Origin of the sequence: Dyadobacter sp. (assembly GCF_039919315.1) — a bacterium.
Lineage (GTDB): Bacteria > Bacteroidota > Bacteroidia > Cytophagales > Spirosomataceae > Dyadobacter.
Genome location: NZ_JBDSFX010000090.1, coordinates 140,148 through 162,417 on the forward strand (window position 1 = coordinate 140,148; position 22,270 = coordinate 162,417).

The 22,270-nt window shown below is 46.1% G+C and carries 17 protein-coding genes; 11 read left to right on the forward strand and 6 right to left on the reverse strand.

What is annotated here, in order from left to right; genetic code table 11:
- Positions 1-59: 59 nt before the first annotated feature.
- On the forward strand, positions 60-3,356 hold the full coding sequence (locus ABIO93_RS26220) for a VCBS repeat-containing protein (RefSeq protein WP_348072968.1): 3,297 nt from the start codon (positions 60-62) through the stop codon (positions 3,354-3,356).
- Between the two features lie 29 nt (positions 3,357-3,385).
- Here ABIO93_RS26220 and ABIO93_RS26225 read toward each other — a convergent pair whose 3' ends face one another.
- Positions 3,386-4,426, reverse strand: a complete 1,041-nt coding sequence (locus ABIO93_RS26225; RefSeq protein WP_348072969.1) for an aldose epimerase family protein — start codon at positions 4,424-4,426, stop codon at positions 3,386-3,388.
- Positions 4,427-4,551: 125 nt separating this feature from the next.
- Here ABIO93_RS26225 and ABIO93_RS26230 point away from each other — a divergent pair, with 125 nt between their 5' ends.
- A complete protein-coding gene (locus ABIO93_RS26230; RefSeq protein ID WP_348072970.1) occupies positions 4,552-5,481 on the forward strand; it encodes an AraC family transcriptional regulator in 930 nt (309 codons plus the stop codon).
- A gap of 84 nt (positions 5,482-5,565) precedes the next feature.
- Complete coding sequence (locus tag ABIO93_RS26235) at positions 5,566-6,156, forward strand: HD domain-containing protein (RefSeq protein WP_348072971.1); 591 nt, start codon at positions 5,566-5,568, stop codon at positions 6,154-6,156.
- 140 nt (positions 6,157-6,296) lie between these two features.
- Here ABIO93_RS26235 and ABIO93_RS26240 read toward each other — a convergent pair whose 3' ends face one another.
- The gene (locus ABIO93_RS26240; protein WP_348072972.1) at positions 6,297-6,689 is read right to left on the reverse strand and encodes a VOC family protein; all 393 of its coding nucleotides are present in this window, start codon (positions 6,687-6,689) and stop codon (positions 6,297-6,299) included.
- Positions 6,690-6,858: 169 nt separating this feature from the next.
- Here ABIO93_RS26240 and ABIO93_RS26245 point away from each other — a divergent pair, with 169 nt between their 5' ends.
- Positions 6,859-7,833, forward strand: a complete 975-nt coding sequence (locus tag ABIO93_RS26245; protein WP_348072973.1) for a helix-turn-helix domain-containing protein — start codon at positions 6,859-6,861, stop codon at positions 7,831-7,833.
- Positions 7,834-7,889: 56 nt separating this feature from the next.
- Here ABIO93_RS26245 and ABIO93_RS26250 read toward each other — a convergent pair whose 3' ends face one another.
- Both ABIO93_RS26250 and ABIO93_RS26255 read right to left on the reverse strand, forming a co-directional pair.
- On the reverse strand, positions 7,890-8,651 hold the full coding sequence (locus ABIO93_RS26250; protein WP_348072974.1) for a LytTR family DNA-binding domain-containing protein: 762 nt from the start codon (positions 8,649-8,651) through the stop codon (positions 7,890-7,892).
- Positions 8,639-10,384 carry a histidine kinase gene (locus ABIO93_RS26255; RefSeq protein ID WP_348072975.1) on the reverse strand — a complete coding sequence of 582 codons (1,746 nt, stop codon included), beginning with the start codon at positions 10,382-10,384 and terminating at the stop codon, positions 8,639-8,641. The genes ABIO93_RS26250 and ABIO93_RS26255 overlap by 13 nt, the downstream gene beginning before the upstream one ends.
- 150 nt (positions 10,385-10,534) lie before the next feature.
- Here ABIO93_RS26255 and ABIO93_RS26260 point away from each other — a divergent pair, with 150 nt between their 5' ends.
- From ABIO93_RS26260 to ABIO93_RS26290, 7 genes are all read left to right on the forward strand, one after another.
- Positions 10,535-11,905: a hypothetical protein gene (locus ABIO93_RS26260; RefSeq protein ID WP_348072976.1), complete on the forward strand. Its 1,371-nt coding sequence runs from the start codon at positions 10,535-10,537 to the stop codon at positions 11,903-11,905.
- 142 nt (positions 11,906-12,047) lie between these two features.
- The gene (locus tag ABIO93_RS26265; protein ID WP_348072977.1) at positions 12,048-14,471 is read left to right on the forward strand and encodes an ABC transporter permease; all 2,424 of its coding nucleotides are present in this window, start codon (positions 12,048-12,050) and stop codon (positions 14,469-14,471) included.
- Positions 14,472-14,543: 72 nt separating this feature from the next.
- Positions 14,544-15,371 carry an HAEPLYID family protein gene (locus ABIO93_RS26270; RefSeq protein ID WP_348072978.1) on the forward strand — a complete coding sequence of 276 codons (828 nt, stop codon included), beginning with the start codon at positions 14,544-14,546 and terminating at the stop codon, positions 15,369-15,371.
- Between the two features lie 63 nt (positions 15,372-15,434).
- Positions 15,435-16,394, forward strand: a complete 960-nt coding sequence (locus ABIO93_RS26275) for an amidohydrolase family protein (RefSeq protein WP_348072979.1) — start codon at positions 15,435-15,437, stop codon at positions 16,392-16,394.
- A gap of 384 nt (positions 16,395-16,778) precedes the next feature.
- Positions 16,779-17,024, forward strand: coding sequence for a hypothetical protein (locus tag ABIO93_RS26280; RefSeq protein WP_348072980.1), 246 nt, complete (start codon positions 16,779-16,781; stop codon positions 17,022-17,024).
- A gap of 3 nt (positions 17,025-17,027) precedes the next feature.
- On the forward strand, positions 17,028-18,221 hold the full coding sequence (locus tag ABIO93_RS26285) for a crosslink repair DNA glycosylase YcaQ family protein (protein WP_348072981.1): 1,194 nt from the start codon (positions 17,028-17,030) through the stop codon (positions 18,219-18,221).
- Between the two features lie 155 nt (positions 18,222-18,376).
- Positions 18,377-18,847, forward strand: a complete 471-nt coding sequence (locus ABIO93_RS26290; protein WP_348072982.1) for a cupin domain-containing protein — start codon at positions 18,377-18,379, stop codon at positions 18,845-18,847.
- 329 nt (positions 18,848-19,176) lie between these two features.
- Here the strand turns inward: ABIO93_RS26290 and ABIO93_RS26295 are convergent, their stop codons facing one another.
- On the reverse strand, positions 19,177-21,048 hold the full coding sequence (locus tag ABIO93_RS26295) for a serine hydrolase domain-containing protein (protein ID WP_348072983.1): 1,872 nt from the start codon (positions 21,046-21,048) through the stop codon (positions 19,177-19,179).
- Positions 21,049-21,149: 101 nt separating this feature from the next.
- The gene (locus ABIO93_RS26300) at positions 21,150-22,265 is read right to left on the reverse strand and encodes a helix-turn-helix domain-containing protein (protein ID WP_348072984.1); all 1,116 of its coding nucleotides are present in this window, start codon (positions 22,263-22,265) and stop codon (positions 21,150-21,152) included.
- Positions 22,266-22,270 lie beyond the last annotated feature (5 nt).

A 22,270-nucleotide genomic window follows, 5' to 3' on the forward strand; every position in this document is an offset into this window, starting at 1 on the left:
CGAGCCTCATTTAGTACTTTGCCGTTTCTGCAAGGTCATCTTGTACGTTTTTGGAGAAAATGAAAGCTAGGCTGGTCTGTTGTCTGATATGGATTTTAATGGTGTCTTGCCGCGAGAAGCAGCAGACACTTTTTACATTACTACCTTCTTCTCAAACGGGCGTCAAATTCGAGAACACGATCCAGGAAAATGCCGATTTTAATCTGATAGACTACTATTATGTGTACAACGGGGGTGGTGTATCCATTGGCGATATTAATAATGACGGGCTGCCGGACCTGTATTTTACGGGAAATCAGGTTGCTGATAAATTGTACCTGAACAAAGGGAAAACAGCCAATGGTGAGCTTCATTTCGAGGACATTACAGTAGCGGCCGGGATTAAAGCGGGTGGGTGGAGTACCGGGGTAACGATGGCTGATGTGAATGCCGATGGTTTGATGGATATTTATGTTTGTAAATCAGGTAATTATCCGGCCGGGAAACGAAAAAACCAGCTGTATCTCAACAAGGGCAATGTGCAGTTTGAAGAGTCGGCAGAACGGCTGGGGATAGCGGATACCACTTTTACCAATCAGGCGGCATTTTTGGATTATGACAAAGATGGCGACCTGGACCTTTTCCTGATCACAAGTACCAATCTGGTCAGAAATCCAAATAAACTGGTTGCGCCGGTCAATGATGGTACTGGTCTATCGGCGGACAAGCTTTACCGGAATGATGGCAATAAATTCACCGATGTTTCAACGAAGGCGGGCATTGTGCAGGATGGCATGAGCCTTGGGTTGTCTATTGCTGACTTCAATGGTGACGGCTGGGAGGACATCATGGTGGGCAATGATTTTCTGTCCAGTGATTTGCTTTACCTCAATAACCAGGACGGCACTTTTACCGAGTCGGCCAAAGAGGCATTCGGTCACCACAGCCAGTTTACGATGGGGACAGATGCAGCGGATTTTAATAATGACGAAAAGGTTGATCTGATGACCGTCGATATGCTTCCTGCTGATAATGAACAGCGAAAACTAATGGCCGGGCCAGCGAATTTTCAGCAGTTTGAAATGGCGCGGCAGCTGGGTTACCATCCGCAATATATGCGGAATATGCTGCAATTGAATGCCGGGGCAGGAAAAGCGAATGAGCCGAAGAAGCCGGTTCATTTTTCGGAGATCGGACAATTTTCCGGTGTGCATAGTACGGATTGGAGCTGGTCGCCGCTTTTTGCAGATTTTGACAATGACGGTCATAAGGATCTTTGCATTACCAATGGTTATCTGCGGGACATTACCGACCTTGATTTCGTGGCATATAATGCAGAAATGGCGCAGGGTGGGGCGTCGAAGGAGATTGTTGATAACCGGATGAAGGCAGAGGCGCTGAAAATGAAGACGCTGAAAAAGAACAATTTCATTTACCGAAACAATGGCGACCTGACCTTTACAAACCAGACAAAAGAATGGTTTGGTGACGCACCTTCGTTGTCAAACGGTTCGGCGTACGCGGATCTGGACGGCGATGGAGACCTGGATCTGGTGGTGAACAATATCAATCAGGAAGCTTTTATTTTCCAGAATAACACGGTCGGTAAGCATTTTCTGAACATGAATCTCAAAGGGAAAAAGGGTAATGTGAATGGGTTGGGAGCACAAGTGACCCTATATGCCGGTGGCGGTTTGCAACAAATTAGCCATTCTGTGACCAGAGGGTACCAGTCTTCCAGCGACTACCAGGTTCACTTTGGGCTAGGTAATGCTAAACTGGCGGATTCGATCAAGGTTACCTGGCCAGATGGCAAAAGCCAGACTTTAAAAAAGATCGCTGCCAATCAAACTTTGACATTGAACTACGAGAATGCGGACCAAGCAGCTAAATATGAGCAGGTTGTCGCGCTTATTTTGAAGGATGTAACAGCGGAAGCCAGCATTGATTACCTGCATATCGAGGAGCCATATATGGATTACAATCAGGAGCCAATGCTGCCGCATATGCTATCGAGGCAAGGGCCAAAACTGGCGGTCGGCGATGTGAATGGCGACGGTTTGGGAGATTTTTACGTGGGCGGTTCCTACCATCATCAGGGCAGTTTTTACATTCAAAATGCATCCGGGAAGTTGAGTAAAAAGCCGATTAACGGTGTCATTGAGCAGAAAGATGAGGAAGATACCGGCGTTTTGCTGGCTGATCTGGACGGCGACAAAGACCTTGATCTCTACATTGTCAGTGGCTCCAATGAGTATTTCGACGGCTCGGAATATTACCAGGACAGGATCTATGTCAATGATGGCCGGGGCAATTTCACGGCTGCATTGAATCTCTTGCCCGCAATCCGGCACAGCGGTTCATGCGTCGTCGCGGCCGATTTTGACCATGACGGTGATCTGGATCTCTTTCGCGGCGGCAGACTTACGCCGCTGGGCTACCCAAAAGCAGGCGAAAGTTGCATGCTACGAAATGACAATGGACATTTTACAGATGTGACGGATGCGGTGGCGCCGCAGCTGAGGAACATTGGTATGGTAACGGACGCCGTTTGGGCTGATGTTGACAATGATTCCTGGCCCGACCTGATGCTGACCGGCGAGCTGATGCCGCTGACTTTATTCAAAAATATGGGCGGCAAATTTTCAAATTCGAATAGCTTTCCGTTTTCCAATGGTTTTTGGAATTGTGTGAAAGCGGCGGATTTCGATCGCGATGGCGACCTGGATTTCGTGGCCGGCAATCTGGGATTGAACAGTCGTTACCGGATTTCAAAAACGCAGCCGATGTCGGTGTACAGTGCCGATCTGGATGGTAACGGTCGCTATGACGCCATTCCTTCCTATTTTCTGAATGGTATCGAATATCCGGTCCCGTCGAGGGATGAGCTGACGAGGCAAATACCCCTTTTCAAGAAACGATTTCAATCATACGCCTTGTACTCCAAGATCAAAATGAGCGAACTACTGACCGCCGAGCAGCAAAAAACGGTTACGGTGAGCAAAGCATTCGAGCAGCAAAGTGTGTACATTGAAAATAAGGGGACTGGCGAGTTTGAGATAAAACCATTACCTCAGATCGCACAACTATCAGTGGTACAGGACATACTGGTCGACGATGCGGATGGGGACGGACATTTGGACGTGCTTTTGGCGGGGAATGATTACACTACCGAGCCGAGTGCGGGACAATATGACGCTTCTTACGGTGTATTTTTGAAAGGGAATGGAAAGGGGGATTTCCAATCTGTCGCTACCGAAGTATCGGGCTTTTTTGTGAATGGAGACTGTCGTAGTATTCGGAAAATAACCGGGAAAAAGAACTTTTATATCGTTTCGAGAAACAAGGCCGGCATATTGGTTTTTGCGAAAAAGTGAATGTCATTACTGCGGTTCCACGCAGGATTTTAACTGAAAGCGTAAACAGTTGTCGATGTAAATTCCTGGCCAGGCAAAAGTAATGTGGATGGGAAATTGGGCTGATTGGGTGAATCGGCAAAATGCTGCGTTTCAAGGCACATACCGGCATATCTGGGATAAGGCCTTCCTGATTTTCCGACTGTTTGCCCATCAAAATAATTGGCACAATAAATATGAATGCCTGGCTCGGTTGTGAAAGTATCCATGGTGATCCCACTTTCGGGAGCAAATAGGCGGGCCGCGTGTTTGAGCACTTTTGAGTTTTCGGTTTTTAAAACGTAACTGTGATTGAGACCCAAATCTATCTTCATTTGAATGTGATCAGCGGGAATTGCCTCGCCTATTTTTTGCGGGTTTGTAAAGGAAAAAGGTGTTTGTCCTACCGGTTCAAAATCGCCATTTGGAATAGACTGAGCATTATTAGGAAGATAAATATCGCTGTGTATTTGAAGCAAATGGTCAGCAATGGTTTCATCAGTTGCAGCAGAAAGATTGAAATAGCTGTGCTGTGTTAAATTAATGATTGTTGGTGTATCGGTCGTGGCGTGATACTCAATTTTTAATTCATTTTTTTTGGTTAAAACATAAGCTACTGTAACCGTCAGATTCCCCGGAAATCCTTCTTCTCCGTCCGGGCTGACATACTGCATTCGCAATGAATTGCTTGTATGGCCGATTACTTCCCACCGTTTTTTATTAAATCCATTAAACCCGCCATGCAGGCAATTTCCACCATTGTTAACTGACAGCTGAAAACGTTCACCTTCTAGTTCAAATGACGCGTTTGCAATGCGGTTCGCATACCGCCCGACCAAAGCGCCCATGCAGGTCTGATCGGCTATGTAATCTGCAAGCGATTGAAAACCAAGTACTACATCGGTCATTTTTCCATACTGGTCTGGGACACGCAAAGATTTTATTATTCCGCCGTAATTCAGTATTTCTACCTCACAGCCACCGCCGTTACTTAACGAATAAAGCAATACTTCTTTTCCGTCGGGCAGCGTTCCAAATGCAGATTTTGACATGAAAGGTGAAGCGTTTGTGGATTACAAATATATTACAATTTGGCCGGTGAAAATTTGCACTAAAATTCACTAATGATAGACAATATTATTAATTTAGAGGCAAAGTTTGCTTAACAGAAAACGTTATGAGTGACTCGGTTGTTTCCAGGAAAAGGGACGGTTTTGCTGGTCAGCAAGCCATTGTACTACCCAAAAGTGTGGTTGATATTTGCTCCGAGACGGCACCGATCAATACAATGTTTGTCACGGATATGGGGTTTTATCCCAAAGCCCGGTTCCATTACAGGCAGCGCCTCGATGGGGTTCCTGAAAACATCCTTATCTATTGTGTAGACGGAAAAGGTTGGGCTCAAATGCCGGATAAAGGCATTGTGCCCATCGGGACGGGGGAGTTTCTGATCATTCCGACGGGCACACCGCACAGGTATGGAGCCGATGAAGCGCACCCGTGGAGTATTTTCTGGATGCACATAAAAGGGGAGCAGGCCACCGCGATCGCTAACCTGATGATGGATTCCGGCAAGAGCCACATTAACGCGGTGCCTTATGACGAAGAGCGGGTCCGCCTGTTTGACGACATGTACTATACGCTGGAAAAAGGCTACGGGCTGGACAATCTTATTTATGTGAACATGACCCTTTGGCGGTTTTTGGTATCATTTATTCAAAGTGATAAGTTTACTTTAACAAGAAAAACCGCTGACAAGGATGCAATCAGCAAGACCATTGATTATATGCAAAAGAATCTCGATGTTTCTTTAAAACTGGATCATTTTGCTGCCTACGTTAACATCTCACCTTCCTACTATTCAGCACTTTTTAAGAAGAAAACGGGCTATGCCCCGATCGAATATTTCAATCATTTGAAAATACAGAAAGCCTGTCAGTATCTGCAATTTACGGAGCTTCGTATTGGTGAAATCGCACAGAAAATCGGGATTGGCGATCAGTATTATTTTTCCCGACTGTTCAGAAACATTATGGAATGTGCGCCGATCGAATACAGGAAGAAAAGGTTATTGATCGAAGATAATATCGCTGTCGATGATGTATAACAAACCGGTCTCAAAAGAATCTTCTGTTAGCAGCAGTCTATCAAAATTGTGCCAAATTGCGCCTCGTAATCCACTAAAAAAATCATGGAAGTTAGCAACCTATTGAAGCAAATTGAGTTTATAAAGGAAGTCGATAAACTCAAATATATTCTTCGCAAAACCAAGCTATTTGGCAGTGAAAGAAACGAGAATGACGCCGAACACAGCTGGCATCTGGCATTAATGTCCATTGTTTTGGCAGAGCATGCTAATTTTCAGATGGATCTGCTGAAAGTGATCAAAATGCTCCTGATTCATGATATTGTGGAAATTGACGCTGGCGATACTTTCATTTATGATACTCAAAAGAGCCACGACAATACCGTTGAAGAGCGAGAGGCTGCCAAACGGATTTTTGGTTTATTGCCTGAGGAGCAAGCCGATGATTTCATTGCTGTTTGGGAAGAGTTTGAAGAACAGGAAACAAACGAAGCTAAGTTTGCCAGAGCAATGGACCGGCTCGAACCGCTGCTTCAGAATGCGTCGAATAACGGCGGCACCTGGCAGGAATTTGGGGTAGCCCATGATCAAGTGTATGCCAAAAAACAGGTTATCCAACACGGTTCCAGCGCGATCTGGGAATACGCGGAGCAGCTGATCAATGACTGTGTCGAAAAAGGAATCTTGAAGAAGTAGCTTGTTCAGCTTGCTGATTTCCATTTTTTATGGCAATTGCAACTCCCTTATTATGAGCAATTTTCATGTGTTGCATCATAATAAGAGAGTTGCGGTACTGTATCGCCGTTTGCATTTTCAGTCATTGTGCCAGGACTTAGTTACCCCATAAACAGCACATTAAACTTATGCCCGTCTACATCGGCGAAACCGCAGCCGTACATGCCATGGAAAGCCTGTGGTTCGGAAAATACAGTACCACCAATATTCCTCACTTTTTCGGCCCATTCGTCAACCTCCTCCTTAGTTTCTGCTGAAAGGCTGAATATGACTTCATTACCTAGCGCAGTATCGGTCACCTCGCCGTTTAAAGCGACTTTAAGAGGTGCTTTTGGGAAAAAACAGATTACAAAATTGCTTTCGCCTACGGTGATACTCGCGATATGATCGCCGTTGAAATGGTTTTCATCAACTTTAAAACCCAGTTTGGTGTAAAAATCAATGGTTTGGTTAACGTCGTTAATGGCTAAAGTAGCCCAGATTTGCTTTGTCATAATGTTAGATTTTAGTCCCATCTTTAAATGGGGTTCATAATTCGTTTGTTGTTGATGACAAATTTAAGGACGATTCCCAGCCCCATAAACCCGCATAATTGACAAGTTGCGGGTGTGATTATGACAGATAAAATCAATAAGTTGCCGCACAATAATAACTTGCCTATGTATGAAAACCGTATCTCTGTTAATTTTTAATGAGGTAGTACCATCATCCGTTACAGGAGTCGTTGATTTGCTAACCGGTGCCAATAGCTACATGGAACGTATTGGAGAGCCAAAGGCCTTTTGCATTGAAATGGTTAGCGAATCGACAGATAACTTACATCTTACTTTTCCGAGCCAGGAGATAGATATAAAGACTTTTAGATATGCAGGCCACCCTGATCTGATCATCGTTCCATCGTTTAGCGTTAGCAATATGGAGCATGTCATTGCGCAAAATAGTGTGACTATCGCCTGGTTGAAGGAAGTGCATGCGTCTGGCAGCGAAATTGCCAGCCTTTGCGTAGGCAGTTATTTTTTAGCCGAAGCTGGCTTGCTGGATGGTAAAGAGGTCACCTCGCATTGGGCCGCCGCTGATGACATACAAAAGCGTTATCCGGGCCTTAGAATGAAGTCGGATCTGGTAATCACGGATCAGGATGGGATTTATACTAGCGGCGGGGCATTCTCGTCATTAAAACTGGTATTGTACTTGATTGAAAAGTTTTGCGGCCGTCAGACCGCACTATGGATCAGTAAAATGTATGCGATTGAGATGGACCGTACCAGCCAAGCCCACTTTGCCGTTTTTATGGGCCAGCACCGGCATGATGATAAGGAGATATTAAAGGCCCAGGAGTATATTGAGCAAAACTATCAAACTGAGATAACCATGGATGAAGTATCCGGCCTTGTTAATATGGGGCAGCGCAATTTTATCCGTCGTTTTAAAGCTGCCACCAACAACACGCCTTTTGAATATTTGCAGCGCGTAAGGATAGAATCTGCCAAGAAGGCGATTGAAATGAATCATAAAGACCTGCCTTTTATAATGGAAGATACCGGCTACCATGATCTGAAAGCCTTCCGCAACATATTTAAGCGTATCACCGGGCTTTCACCGATGGAGTATAAGAAGAAATATGCGCGAACGCAGTAACAATCTTTGGTTTTTTGAGGAATGGAAGGAGACAAACTTCATGTAATGGTGAGTTATCAAATAAACAATTCTCGCAGCAGGTGCTTTCTCTGTCTGCTTAGCAGCGCCTGTTCGCCGCCGTCCATTAAAAGGTAACCACCGTCTTCTTTTTTATACGAAACGATCAGGTTTTTGTTCACCAGAAACGACTGGTGCGTCCGTATGAAACCATAAGGCGCAAGCAGCGGTTCGTATTCATTAATGGGTTTGCTGACCGTTATTTTCCCAATATTTTTGACATAAAAAGTGGTGTAGCTATTGCTGGAACGACAAAATATGATGTCGTCTATCAGCACATAGCGAATTTCGGCGGCTTCGGGCAGCGCGATTTTCTTCTGTCGATGGCTTTGTGTGTTTTCGAAAGACTGAATGAGCATATCAATCTGGATTTCCCGGTCACGCTCTTTTTTCTTCACCGCAGCCTTTTCAACGGCCCGCAAAAGCTGTTGCCCGTCCAGCGGTTTCAGCAAGTAGTCGGTAGCTGAGAATTTGATAGCCTGGATTCCGTACTCGTCATGCGCGGTGACGAATATGATGCTTCCCCGATAATTGTGTAGCTGCCTGAGGAGGTCAAATCCTGTTTCATGCTGCAACCGGATATCCAGAAATAAAATCTCGATATCTGCCGATCCCAGCGCGTGCATTGCCTGCTGGACTGTCTGCGCGTGTGTAATCACCTCTACCGCAGGACAATGCACATGAAGTGCCGAGCGCAGATTATAGATGGCGTTGAGCTCGTCGTCGACGATTAGGGCAGCGATCTTGTTTAATTCAGCCATTTTGAAAGCCTGATTTCGGTCTGCGACCCGTTTCCGGGACTGGAAGTTATACTAAGGGTGATGGGCATGTCGGCAAGCTGTTCGTTCAACAATGCAATGCGCCTTCTGGTGATGGAAAGCCCATGACCGCCGTCATTTACTTTCGGGTCAAAGCCAATTCCATTGTCGGAAATGCTAAGGACGAGATCGTTTTTGTCGCACTTGATTTTGATAATCAGTTGGGGATTTGGAGTGAGATCTGCAAAGCCATGCCGGATGCTGTTTTCGATTATCGGTTGCAGTAGCAATGGAGGGAAGTCGATACCGGAAGGATCCTGGTAACATTCATTTTGAATGGAATAAGAAAAGGCCCGCCTTTTTATTTCAAGCGCCAGGTAGCGTTCTTCAATCAGTAACTCTTCCTTAAGGGATACAAATTCTTTTTTACTGCTGTCCATAATCGTACGGAGAAAGGTAGCGACCTCATGAATGTAGGCACTTGCAGTTTCAGGATCATTTTGCCGGATCAATCCCTGGACGGCATTCAGCGAATTGAAGAGAAAATGAGGGTTCAACTGTCCACTCAGTAATTGTAGTTGGTTCTCCACTTCCAGTTTTTTGCGATTCAGGTTATTGAGTTGCAGTCGGTAACGGCGCTTTTGTACCAGATAACCTAGTCCGAAAAGCATGCCCAATGCCACGATTGAAAACGCCCAATAAATCCATTTAGCCATACCAGGTGCATCTTTTACGCGTATGGTGACGGTATGTACGCTTTCAGGCTGGTGCTTGTAACGGAGAAAAACGTTAAGAATTTCCCCTGCCTTCGGATTGTGCAGATAGATATAGGAATACTCGTTGACGAATTTCATATTCTGTCCGCCAAGATCCCTCCACGCATTGGAACGGTCGCCTATGGCATACTCAATGCCACTATTTCGTTGTGTACGACCAAAGAACTGATACTGAAAGTCAGCATTGAACCGGATCAATGCTGAATTTCCAGCTTCCATTTCGAGCGAATCACTGAAATGCACCCGATTATCGCGCCTTTTGTTGACCTCATTGTTTAAAATATCTTCAAAACTACTTGCCGATGAAAATTCAAAGAACTCGAATTGGTCCGGGACGCTTTTGACCCGACGAATCGAAAATTCATACGATTGACCGCCAGGAAGCTTGTTTCGCACAAAAACACGTAACGATTCACCCAATGCAAGCGTGAATTTGCCAGCGTGAAAATTTTGCAAAGGCGTAGTTTCCGGTTGGTCGCCATGCTCAGGAAGGTCCCCCAGCTGCGCATTGCCCAGGTAAAAATTCGGGTCAGCAGGTAAGCTGATGATATCCGTCCAATCGTTGTGAAAATGCCCATTAATGGCTGTGCGAAACTGCATATTCACGAGATCAGGCGGAATTTCTGTTTTTGCGGGGGCCTGTATCAGCTGCTGCTGCGCGAAAGAGTAAAAATCAAGTGAGAAATCGGGTACGGCCAGGAAATAGCTGGAAACCGGCACCGTAGTAGAGTTTTTGGTTAGGGAAGAATCAATGTACAGAAATTGATTTTCGTTATTGGGCGTAAGGAAAGAAACCTGCTTTGCATCGCCCATTAAATTCAGATTGCCGGCTCTTGTGACCAGACAAGAGTCACAAACTTTCCCATCCACGATCTTCTTAGCGACCATCACCGGTAAGTTGTCCTGCGACTTAGCCAGTAATGGTATCAGCATCAAAATGCAGCGTAATAACTTTTTCATATAGCAGATCATTTAGTTACACTGCAATTACCGCAGATGATCTTTGGCGAAAATAGGGAAAATTGAATTCGGTCGGTTTTTCTTTGAATTGGAAACAAACGGTTACAAAATTTTTTCTAGCTTTGAGCCACTCCATCAGCTATCTCAACCATGAAACTACTTGTACTAGCATTGTCCGTTTTGCTATCCGCTCCAAGCTTCGCCCAAATCACGTTTGTTGACTCTGCTATGACTTGGGAGCAGCTTTCCAAAAAAGCCAAAAAAGAGAAAAAACTCGTTTTTATACACATTGAGGGAGAGGGCTGTGAACAATGCAATGAGGTAGCGACGAAAGGTTTTAGTGCCCCGCTTTTGAAGGAAAGATTTGATAAGAGTTTTGTGTCAACGAGAGTTCGTATTGAATCAAAAAACGGTGCAACCCTGGCTACAAAGTTCGGACTATCGCACCCGCTCGTTTCACTTTACGTGAATGCGGACGGTAATATTTTGAATCGGTTCAATGGCTCTACCAGCAACGGAGAAATTTATTTACAGAACGCTGACATTGCACTTGAAAGACTGAGCAAAAAGCCGCTTGAAACTTTTGACAAAGAATATCAGGAAGGCCAAAGATCTGCCGGATTTATGAAGGCTTACATTGAAAGGCGCCGGGAAATGGGCCATCCCGTTGACAAGCTGCTGGACGAATATGCGGGTTCGCTCAGCATTGATTCTTTGCAGAAATACCAGACTATCAAGTTCATATACGAATCCGGCCCTACACTTGACAGCAAAATTTACAAGGTGATCCAGGCCGCGGCACCTCCCAAACTTATCGACAGTTTGTACAAAACGATTCCCTATCCTGAGGCCGTGGCGATTAATAATGCGATCATCGCCAACTCATTTCGCAAAGCCGTTCGGACAAAAGACCAGAATCTTGCATTCCTGACGGGCTCTTTCGCGCAAAACACTTACAGACCCAATTTCTTAATGGGCCACATTGCACAGCAACGGCATATGTTGCATTACTATTATGCTGTGAAAGACACGATGCAATACGTTCAAATTGCTACCCAGTTTCTACATTATACCCACCTTCTCATGTCCGTAGATTCATTGAAACGGATGGATGAAGATCATTATAAAAGATTCAAAAGCAGCGGTGACTCCCTGGGTAAAAAAATGGCAGCGCAAGGCATCAACTATCTGCCTCCTTCGCATTATTTTAACATAGAGCTGAACGAACATGCGTGGCACTTTTATGAGATGTCGGACAAAAAAGGCGAGCTCGAAAAGGCACTGATGTGGTCGAGGCGCTCCCTGGAATGGTTTGATGAGTTGAATAAAGGAAAAGACAATCCTATGAAACTTGGGAATCCAGCCTTTCTGGACACTTATGCGCACCTTTTATACAAGCTGGGGCGGAAGGAAGAGGCGATTGAATGGCAGGTGAAGGCCGTTGAAGCGGGCAAGGTTGCGAAACAGCGCTCTACCGAGATAGAGAGCGCATTGGATAAAATGAAAGCAGGGACACTATAAACACGCCCGGTAGCGGACAATGGTGTCCGAAATTGTACAATTCACGGGAGCGAAAGGCCTTTTTGAGCGAATAAGGCTAGTTTAATGGTTCCGGTACAATTGTTGCGCTTGCCGATCCGTCAACCTTTTACCAACGGGACCAATGATCGGAAGCTACATCAAAACGTCGGGACGCAGCTTAATGCGCAACAAACTGTTTTCGTCCATCAACATTGTTGGCCTTGCCATCAGTATGTCTGTCGGGCTATTGCTGATCGCGTTCGTGCTCGACCTGCGTTCGTACGACAAGTTTCACAAAAATGGGGAGCGGATCTATCGCATTACCAATGTAGCGAGTTTCAAAGGTGAACAAGGTGGCAAGTTTTCTTCGACGTCCATCAAGACCGGAAAGCTCATCCGGGAAAAAGTGACCGGTATGGAAGAAGTTGCCATTTTGCGCAACGATTTTTCGGGTGATGCCCGGGTTGGCGAGAACATTCTGCCCGTCAAGGGCTATTGGGCCGAGCCGTCGGTATTCAGGATATTCACATTTCCAATGGTAGAGGGCAATCCCGAAACGGCGCTGAAAGATCCATATTCGATCATTCTCACCGAAACTGCGGCAAAAAGGCTGTTCGGTAACCAATCTGCAATGGGCAAATCGATCCAATTCGACACACTGGATTACCAGGTGACCGGGATCATGAAAGACGTTCCTTTCTTTTCCCACATCAGCTTCGAAGCGCTGGTATCGTTATCCACAGCGCAGCAAACTAACAAAAACGATCAGCATTTTGAAGATTGGACAAACATGTTTGCGAACTCGGTGTACGTGATGCCGTCGGAAAATGCTGATATGACTTCCATCCAGTCGCAGCTCGACGTCATTGCGAAGGAGGAGAATCTGGCAGACGAAAACACAAAGATCCAGCTCGAACTTCTTCCTTTACATCAGATCGTAGTTGGTGAAAATCTCCGTTCGGGCTCCATGAGTGGCTCCACAGGCCCACATATGTCTCCGGTCATGCTTTGGATCCTCGGTGGCCTTGCATTAGTTGTGATATTGTCGGCGTGTTTCAATTATACCAATCTTTCGGTCGCACGTGCCCTGCGCCGTTTTAAAGAAGTAGGTCTTCGCAAGGCGATCGGTGCCCAAAAAAGCCAGGTACGTCAACAGTTTCTCGTTGAGGCGATCATGATCTCCCTGGCGGCGCTTGTTCTTTCATACGTCATATTCTTCGCATTGCGGCCGCAGCTGATCAGCATGGCGCCGGAGTTGCAGCGCACGGTAAAGCTTACTCTTACTCCGCCGATGATAGCAGCTTTTGTTGTCTTTTCGGTCACGGTGGGCCTTATCGCCGGGTTTATGCCTGCCATATTCTTTTCTAAAGTGAGCGCGATCAGTGCGCTCGGGAATGTTTCACCGGTGAAGGGAATCAAGCAGGGAACATTCCGGCGTGCTTTGGTGGTAGTTCAGTACACGGCCTCGCTGATCTTTATCACTACCACCGCCGTCGGTTATGTGCAGTATCAGAATATACTGGCATTCGACCTGGGGTTCAGCACTGAAAATATCCTGAACATTAATATGCAGGGCAATAAACCTGATGCACTGCTCAAAGAGCTCAGCGAGATGCCCGAAGTAACCGCATTGTCGCGATCGCTGATTGTTACCAGCGTTGGGAACGCTTGGGGTGGTTTTATGAAATACAAAGATTCGCGCGATTCTGCGCTGGTGATGACCAATAATGTCGACGAAAACTACTTAACCCTGCATAAACACAAGCTCCTGGCGGGCGGAAATTTTATTGCACGACCGACGACAAGCAAAGCCGTCAGCGAAGTGATCGTCAATGAGCAATTCTTAAAACGATTCAACATTGCTGGCAATGATCCGGAAAAGGCCATCGGGGAGGAGATCACCTTCAGTAATTTCAGTATCAATGGGCGCAGGATGACCATTGTTGGCGTGATGAAAGACTTTCATTACGGGAAAGTGGATAACCTCATTGAGCCGACCGCATTCATGTTCTGGACGCCTGAAAACGGGGCTACCCTGAATGCCAAAATACAAAGTAAGGACATGCCCGCGACCATGGCCAAGATCGAGTCAGCATGGAAGCAGATCGATCGTGTTCATCCATTTGACGCTGAATTTTTTGACGAAGCCATAGAAAGCGCCTACAGCGAATTTTCCTCCATGATCAAGATCATTGGCTTCCTCTCATTCCTTGCCATTTCTATCGCATCCATGGGACTGTTTGGAATGGTAGTGTTCACAACCGAGACAAGACTGAAAGAGATCGGTATCCGGAAGGTAATGGGTGCCACCTCTGGCAATCTGGTATACCTGCTGAGTCGCGGTTTTCTATTGCTGCTCTCCATATCGGCACTCATTGCATTGCCCGTCACTTATCTTTTCTTCGAAAACGTCTTGCTCACCAGGTTTCCCTATCATACACCCGTGCAAATCGCCGAGTTGTTTTCCGGGCTGCTGGCGGTATTGGTGATCGCATTCATCATGATCGGCTCGCAGACGATGAAGGCAGCGAGGAGCAATCCCGTGGAGGTTTTAAGGAGTGAATAGGGAGGTAGCGCCCATTGTTCCCAATTCCTTCCGGTTTTCACTTTTAACATTGTATCAAAAAATGTTAAAGTTATGAAAACAAACTTCATCAGTACAGTTCTTTTTACGATCGCAGGCTTTTCGGCGACAGCCCAAGTTACCCCGATCGCGTCCGACTCTATTAGCAAGGAAAAACCGCTCAAAATACGCCACGCGGAGCCACTCTACATGGATTTGATCCGCGACCTGGGCGCCAGGAAAGGAGAAAAAGAGTGGAATGTCGGTTATGGAATTGAGGGGCACAAAGATTACACGATCAATCACTCTTTTGTAGAATATGAATTTTCGCCGCTCAACCGGCTGGGCCTGGAAGTGGAAGTGCCATTTGCGTTCTATCGGTCGGCCAGTAGCCATGAGGGAGTTGCAATTCCGAGAAACCGCATAGAAGGGGTGAAACTGGCGGCTCAATATACGTTTCTGGTTTCAGCAAAACACCAGATGTCGATGGCCGGAGGGTATATGCACGAGTTTCGAGCACATTCATTTTACTCGATCGATCATGGGCGGGGGATGCTGAAAGGGAATTCTGTTAGTCCGTTTCTTATTGTTGCCAAAAAATGGGGGAGTCGGGTCAATACGATGCTTTACACGGGTCCGGAATGGGAATTTACACCCGACGAAAATAGCCGGAAACTGTTTTACCAGGTAAATGCGAGCATGCATTATGTGCTTCCGTCGGGCAATTTTGTCGGGGTGGAGGTGAATGACGAGATCTCCTCCACGACGCACCAAATAGTAGTAAGGCCGCAAATGAAGCTGATCCTCAATTCAAAACTGGCACTGGGGCTACTGACCGGTATCCCGACCAATTTCCACTCCAATGGAATGAGCTTCATGGCCAGGATCATATTCGAGCCCTGATCAGCCGCATCGGTTTGAGTAGAAACTTGCGGCCAATGGTATTTATCCTAAACTGCTTTCGCCATGAACCGGAGAAAATTTCTTGCCGTATCCGCCGGTGTTTCCCTTGCGACCGGGCTTCCGGTGGCCAGAGCGGAACAGAATCCGCACATTCCTATTATCGATACCCACATACATTTGTTCGATACGAACCGCTCCCAGGGTATACCATGGCCTGATAAAACTGACAAAATCCTTTACAAACCCGCCCTTACGGAGCGATATCGCAGCATTGCGGCACGGCTTGGAGTAGTAGGCGCCATTGTGGTGGAGGCCAGTCCGTGGCTAGAAGACAATCAATGGGTGCTCGACACTGCTGCAAAGGACAGCATGATTGTTGGCGTGATAGGTAATCTGGAACCAGGTAAGGCTGATTTTGGTAAACAACTTAGCCGTTTTCAGGCAAGTCCGCTCTTTCGCGGTATCCGGTACGGAAACCTTTGGGGCCATGATATTTCCAGTCAGTTGGAGAATCCCAGGTTTATCTCTGACATTAAATCCCTTGCCCGCGCCGGGCTGGTACTGGACACGGCAAACCCGAATCCTGCGCTCCTGGCTGCGATCGTGAAGCTCACAGATCAGGTACCGGATTTAAAAGTGGTGATAGATCATTTGCCCCAGATGGCGATTCCGGAAGATCAAACGGTTCGAAAGAGTTATGAGGCAAATCTGAAAAAAATTGGCCAAAGACCAAAAGTGTATGTAAAGATCTCGGAGGTCCTGCGCCGCGTGAACGGACAGGTCCCAACGGCGCTGGATTTCTACAGGGCACGTCTGGATGAGCTTTATGGGATCTTTGGTGAAGACAGGATGCTGTATGGCAGTGACTGGCCTAACAGCGATCAATGGCTTCCTTTTGAAGATGGACTGAACCTGGTTCGTGAATATTTCGTGAAAAAAGGCCAGTCAGTTGCAGAAAAGTACTTCTGGAAGAATTCGGTTGCAGCCTATCACTGGCAAAAACGCGACCCTTCGCAGCCGTAGTGGCTATGCTGTTTTATGCTCCTGAACCAATTCGTCACCAATCAATTCCGTGAAGGACAAAATCCTGACATCCGTATGGCCTGCATAATATTCTTGATAAGATTGGATTAATTCGTGCTCTGTATGTAGCAGATTTGATTCAAAAGTATACGAATTGTGGATGGTCTCCCCGTTTGATAAAGCAGACATCTTAAGTAAGAATTTAGGCATAACGAATTATATAAGAGGTGGTTGGTAATGGACTAAGATCATGGCCGACTCGAAGGTGAACCTGATTAGTAGCATATACGCTAAAATCCTGCCAAAGGATTCAAAGGAATTTTTTGTTAAGTTTATAACTGGTACCCGCTTTGGGTTGAAAAAGTGAGTTAACAAGCTGTCACCGTGCTACTAATCGAACTTCTTCTTTTTATTGTCGTCGGCACATTCGTTTTCATCGTCAGCAAAATCGCTGAGTGGATAGAAGAACAATTTCCTCCCAAAGTGAAGCCACCCCGGCCGAAGAGCCGACGGGAGATCAAGGCGGATCTCGACGTGCTCTACCGCTCTTACCAGAAGGGGCTGCTCGACGAGGCGGAGTATCTCGACCAGACCGACGAGCTCATTGATCAGCTGGCGGAACATGTTTAAATAATGGAATCAATCACGCTGACCATACCGCAAGCGCGGAAAATAATCCTTCATGCCGCAGGACTCGCCCGCAAAGCACAATTCGGGACTGGAATAGAGGCTGTTTATCGGGTGATCGACCACCTGGGCTTTGTACAGCTCGATACGAATTACGTCGTGGAACGGGCCCATCATCACGTGATGGCTGCGCGCATACCCGACTATGAAACTGAATGGTTGGGCGAACTTTGCAGCGATGGCAGCGTCTTCGAGTATTTCACTTCCGATGCGGGCTATCTTCCGATGCACGACTTCCGCTTTTCGCTACCGGTAAAACGGGCTTTCAACTCGCAACGTGCACCGCTGACACAACCGGAAATTAATTTAATGAAGGAAGTGCTGGACCGGGCAGAGCGGGAAGAAAAGCTCACGGTCAGCGATTTTGAGAACGACCGCCTGGAAGCCAGCTCCGGCTGGTGGGATTGGCGACCTGCCAAAGTAGCACTCGAAAGACTTTACCTCGATGGGAAGCTGATGATCAGCCGTACGAGGAATTTTCAAAAAGTATATGTCTTGCCGGTCGACCTCGTGCCGCAGGAAACGGACCTGACGATGCCTACCGATGAGGAGTACGCCCGTTTCGTGATCCGCCGTACCCTAGGGGCGCTCGGTATCGCTTATGCCAAAGAAATGGCCTGGCGCGCCCGTTATGTGAAAGGTAATCTCGTGAAAAAGGAACTGGAAAAAATGGCCCGGGCCGGTGAAGTGAAAACGGTCACCGTGGAGGGCCTGAAAGGTCCGCTCTATATGTTGCCTGATCAGGAAATGCATGCTGAAATATCCAATGACGTTTTCATACTTTCCCCCTTCGACATCCTCAACGTTTTTCGGCATCGCTTAAAGGATTTCTTCCATTTCGATTACCAGATCGAATGCTTTGTGCCCGCCCCAAAACGCCAGTACGGTTATTTTTCGCTACCTATACTCGCAGGTGACACCTTTATTGCAAGGATGGACGCAAAAGCCGACCGAAAACAAAAAGTGCTGATCGTCCATAACATCCATTTCGAACCGGTTGATCTCGATGCAATCACGATTGAAAAATTGATCCAATCCTTAAAAGCATTCGTCCGCTTCAACCAATGCCGGGACATTGTTTTTAAAAAATCCAATCATGAAACTTACCTGGAAGCATTGAGTGGAAGTTTTGCTGGGTGAAATTAGGAGAGTATTTTTTGTGAAATCACGGTTCTTGATTGAAATTTCGTATCGTTCGAGATTTGTCTGCGTTCAAACTTAGTGCATTTTTGAATGCGCAAATTCAGAATAAAAATTCAGGAAATAGTATTTTAAATATTTATTCAAAAGCAAAGATGGAACAGCAAAAAACGAAAGCAAAAGTAATTGAAGCTGGAAAAGGCGAAGTATTGTCGATAGCGGGCGGTAGCTATCGCATTATGGTGACTGGAAGTGAGACCAACGGAGATTACGCGACGATCGAAATGACTGTGCCGCCGGGTGGTGGCCCGGGGCCGCATGCGCATGCAGGTTTTCATGAAACGTTTTATGTGCTGGAAGGTGAAGTCGAGATTAGGACAGAAAATGGGTCTTACACAGCCACTGCCGGAAGCTATGCCGCCATACCAAAGGGAGGGGTTGTGCATTGCTTTAAAAACAAAACGGATCAGGTTGCACGTCTTTTATGCACCGTAGTACCCGCAGGACTGGAAGCTTTTTTTATAGAAATAGCGCAGGCAACCGAGCCCGCACCGGACATGAAAAAAATGAACGCGATCGCCGAAAAATACGGACAAAAACTCTATCCGCCTGACTATCTGGACTGAGCGAAGTAAGGTAAAATGCTAGCTAGTCGGTTTCGAAAAAGTGTCAGTATTAAGGTAGCTTAGTACTGGCGCCAGACACATTATTAGCACTATGGAAGAAAAAATTCGAAATAAATAGGCTTGCGTATAGCTTTGTCCCACTCACCCCCTGAATTTGCCCTGTTTACACCGCCTGGTTTGGGTTGGAAAAAATAATTTTGCGAAAGTTTTTACAGTACTCAAACTTTATTGCAAACTACATTCTGCTCAGGTATGGAAAAACAGGTAATCTTCTTTCACGGTGGCGACAGCGCCCTGAAAACTACACTAATCCCAGAAAGTGAAGACCACTAAAACCAGCCATTCGTCAGTAGCACTACCAATAGATAACAGCACGAGCATGTCGCAACAGTCAGGTATATTTTTAATGCTCTGCTATTCAAATACTTCCAGCGGAGGGCCAAAAAAGCAAGCGTTAGAATAGTAAAGAATGCGAAGAAATATTTCCCGATAGTCCAGGTCACGAGAAGTCCATTGGTTGGTGATGCTGCTCTCATGTGGTCGAAAAGTGGGGCAGCTGACGAAAGAATTATCATTAGGCCAATGGTTGTTACCGTTGGTAAGAGTCTTGCCAGTAACTGGTTATGTGGAATTTTCTTCCACGCGAAAAGCAAAATAGTAATCAATCCAAAAACCAGGGTACTGACCAGCATGAGCGCGCTCATTGCAAAGAAAAGAATGGGCGCCCAGGCAGCGAATGCGGTCGTCTTCTCGAAATACATGGTCCCGTCCACAATCACCGGATTGTTTTCGCTGTCTTTCAGAAACAGAATTTGGGCATAGGCCGCATGTTCGTTTTTATATTGCAATCCTGTTTTATCAGCCGCCTGCCATTTCATTGAGCCACGGCCAAGAATCTGAACATGTAAACCGTTTCCAGCTGGCTCAACCCGGATCGTATTCGTCAGGCTTTCGAAAAAACCGGTATACAACTGGCTCGGATTGCTCAGCCGGTAATAGCCCGAATATGGCTTCGTAGCAGCAGCATTCAAAGGATAGGTGAGAGTCGGCGCGGGCTTCTGAGCGTTTCGTAAAACGAATTGACTGATCAAATGATCGGCGTATTGATAAAACGACTCATTGTGTGTATTGACCGCGAAGGCATACCCCAACCCCAGCTTACGATTGTACAAAAAGGCTGACAAAAAGCCGCCTATCGCACCGCGATGTCCCCGGAACATTTGCCCGGACACGTCAATCGATTCATTACCGTAGCCATAGGTATTTTTCAAACCTGCCCTGGCGGAGAGGTAGGTGTGTGGCGTTTCAGTTTTTTCTAAAATGTTGCGGGAAAGAAATTGCCCCGACGGTGTTTTCCAATCATTCAAATACGCTCTCAAAGCATGAGCGAAATCTAATGCGCTGATATTTAAGGAGCTATAACCCGCATTGAACGCTGGCTGATGTGGTACCAGCTGAAAATGATCTCCCTTCCAGACATAACCTTTGCTGTATTTGCCGGAACCATCGTTGGTCAGATCGACATTTGCATACGGCATTTTCAATGGACTGAATACATTTTTCTGCAGATATTCCCTCGTCGGTACTTTTGAAACTTTTTCAATGATGTAGTCCAGGAGCGCATAGTTCACGCTTGAATAGGAATGCCTTTCGCCGGGCTTCCATTTGGCTACCATATAATGTTGAAACACTTTAACGGCCTCAATACCAGCATACTGATTTTCTGAAAAGTTGTACTCTTCAAAAGGGGATTTGTCGCTAAATCCGGAGGAATGCTCCATTAACTGCGCAATGGTAACCGGATTGGTAATCTCCCATTTATTCTCAAATGGAATTTCGGGAGCGATGTCTTTCAGCTTTGTGTTCAAGCTCAGCTTACCATCCTCCATCAATTTCATCATACCTAAGGCAACAAATAGTTTGGTAATAGAAGCGCCGCGGAAAAGTTGCTTTTCGGTGACACGCGTTTTCCTACCCATGTCGGAATAGCCGATTCCACCGGAAAACAGGACCGAATCTTTATCTGCGATCGTCAGCATCATTCCGGCAATGTGTTGCTTCTGCATTTCAGTTTCCAGCTTCGTTTTCAGTTCGGTTAATGTGCCGGGAGCGGCTTCTTGTGCAAACATGGGTTGTATTCCTAAGTTGGGAAGCAGGAATATTGCCAAAGTGGAGACAAAAAAAGTGATTTTACGCGCCATTTAATTTCGGTTATTAGTTGAAAATAATAAGCCGAAATAGGCGAGAAACGGTGTAAGAGGCGTTCGGATGTATCCAAACGAACGGATTTTTGACTATTTACTCATTTTCTTCCGATCTGGGCAAACTCACTCGGTGACTGGCCCGTCGATTTTTTGAATGCAGTGTTGAAGGTAGTTTTCGAATTAAACCCAGCCTCGAAAGCGATTCCCAGGATATTAAGCTTTTCGAATTCTTCGGAGAGCAGCAACCGCTTCGCTTCTTCTATCCGGTAACTGTTCACGAACGAAAAGAAATTCTCGCCATACACATCATTGATCAGGTAGGACAATTCATGAATGGAGATCTCCATCTTTTGCGCCAGGATAGGTAAGCTGAGCTCGTTGTTGAGGTAAATTTTTTCCTGCCCCATGAGCCGCTCCATTTTTTCTTTCAGAGCCGCAGCTTGACTATCAGTCAGTCGTTTTTGCCTTTCAGTTTTAGTGTTCGGTTTCGAAGAAATTACCATGTCGAGCTCCTGCAGGTCAGGTTTCGTATACGGATAAATTTCCTTTTGTTTCAATGCGAAATATGCCAGGAAATAAATGCTTGTAAGGTAGAGGAATGGCGTGACGTCAAATAGCGATGTGAAGTTGAAAATGGCGAGATTGAGCCAGATCAGTACCACGGCTGCCAGTATCCATAAAAAATATTTCAACCAGGAAAGATCAATGTCATCTGTTGAGCTGGTAACCTGCTCGATATTTTGCTGGTGGCGGTTCAATTTCAGATAAGACAGGCCCCAGTAAATTACCGTCTGTGCAGGCAGAGCTACTTTGAAAAAAGTAAGAACAATGCTAGCAGTCAATGGATTGGGGAACCTGAAATTTTCTCCTATCAATATACCAGGCAGCAAAAGTGATGTCACTGCCAGGAAAAGAGCGAAGTGCCAGAGTACCTTGGACTCCGCTTTTTTGTTGGCCGAGGTAAAAAATGAAACACTTAAATACAGTGTTGGCGCGGATAAGAACCGGCTAGCTTCAATCAAACTGAGTGTTCCCCGGTGACTTTTTTGAAGGTTAAGATTATGCAGAAAAATTTCCAGCATGGCAGAAGCAAGCGTGAAGACAAAAACACCAAGCCAGCGATTTGCCTTGACATTCATGTGTTTGGTAAAAAGCAAGAATGCCAGCAGAAAAGATCCGCCGGTAGTAAGACCGATTATTAGAGGATCAGACATTTGGT

Coding starts and splice junctions, on each gene's coding strand:
- ABIO93_RS26220 (WP_348072968.1), top strand. CDS start 60: ATGAAAGCTAGGCTGGTCTGTTGTCTGATATGGATTTTAATGGTGTCT.
- ABIO93_RS26270 (WP_348072978.1), top strand. CDS start 14,544: ATGAAAACAAACTTCATCAGTACAGTTCTTTTTACGATCGCAGGCTTT.
- ABIO93_RS26275 (WP_348072979.1), top strand. CDS start 15,435: ATGAACCGGAGAAAATTTCTTGCCGTATCCGCCGGTGTTTCCCTTGCG.
- ABIO93_RS26265 (WP_348072977.1), top strand. CDS start 12,048: ATGATCGGAAGCTACATCAAAACGTCGGGACGCAGCTTAATGCGCAAC.
- ABIO93_RS26225 (WP_348072969.1), bottom strand. CDS start 4,426: ATGTCAAAATCTGCATTTGGAACGCTGCCCGACGGAAAAGAAGTATTG.
- ABIO93_RS26235 (WP_348072971.1), top strand. CDS start 5,566: ATGGAAGTTAGCAACCTATTGAAGCAAATTGAGTTTATAAAGGAAGTC.
- ABIO93_RS26300 (WP_348072984.1), bottom strand. CDS start 22,265: ATGTCTGATCCTCTAATAATCGGTCTTACTACCGGCGGATCTTTTCTG.
- ABIO93_RS26285 (WP_348072981.1), top strand. CDS start 17,028: ATGGAATCAATCACGCTGACCATACCGCAAGCGCGGAAAATAATCCTT.
- ABIO93_RS26295 (WP_348072983.1), bottom strand. CDS start 21,048: ATGGCGCGTAAAATCACTTTTTTTGTCTCCACTTTGGCAATATTCCTG.
- ABIO93_RS26260 (WP_348072976.1), top strand. CDS start 10,535: ATGAAACTACTTGTACTAGCATTGTCCGTTTTGCTATCCGCTCCAAGC.
- ABIO93_RS26245 (WP_348072973.1), top strand. CDS start 6,859: ATGAAAACCGTATCTCTGTTAATTTTTAATGAGGTAGTACCATCATCC.
- ABIO93_RS26250 (WP_348072974.1), bottom strand. CDS start 8,651: ATGGCTGAATTAAACAAGATCGCTGCCCTAATCGTCGACGACGAGCTC.
- ABIO93_RS26240 (WP_348072972.1), bottom strand. CDS start 6,689: ATGACAAAGCAAATCTGGGCTACTTTAGCCATTAACGACGTTAACCAA.
- ABIO93_RS26255 (WP_348072975.1), bottom strand. CDS start 10,384: ATGAAAAAGTTATTACGCTGCATTTTGATGCTGATACCATTACTGGCT.
- ABIO93_RS26230 (WP_348072970.1), top strand. CDS start 4,552: ATGAGTGACTCGGTTGTTTCCAGGAAAAGGGACGGTTTTGCTGGTCAG.
- ABIO93_RS26290 (WP_348072982.1), top strand. CDS start 18,377: ATGGAACAGCAAAAAACGAAAGCAAAAGTAATTGAAGCTGGAAAAGGC.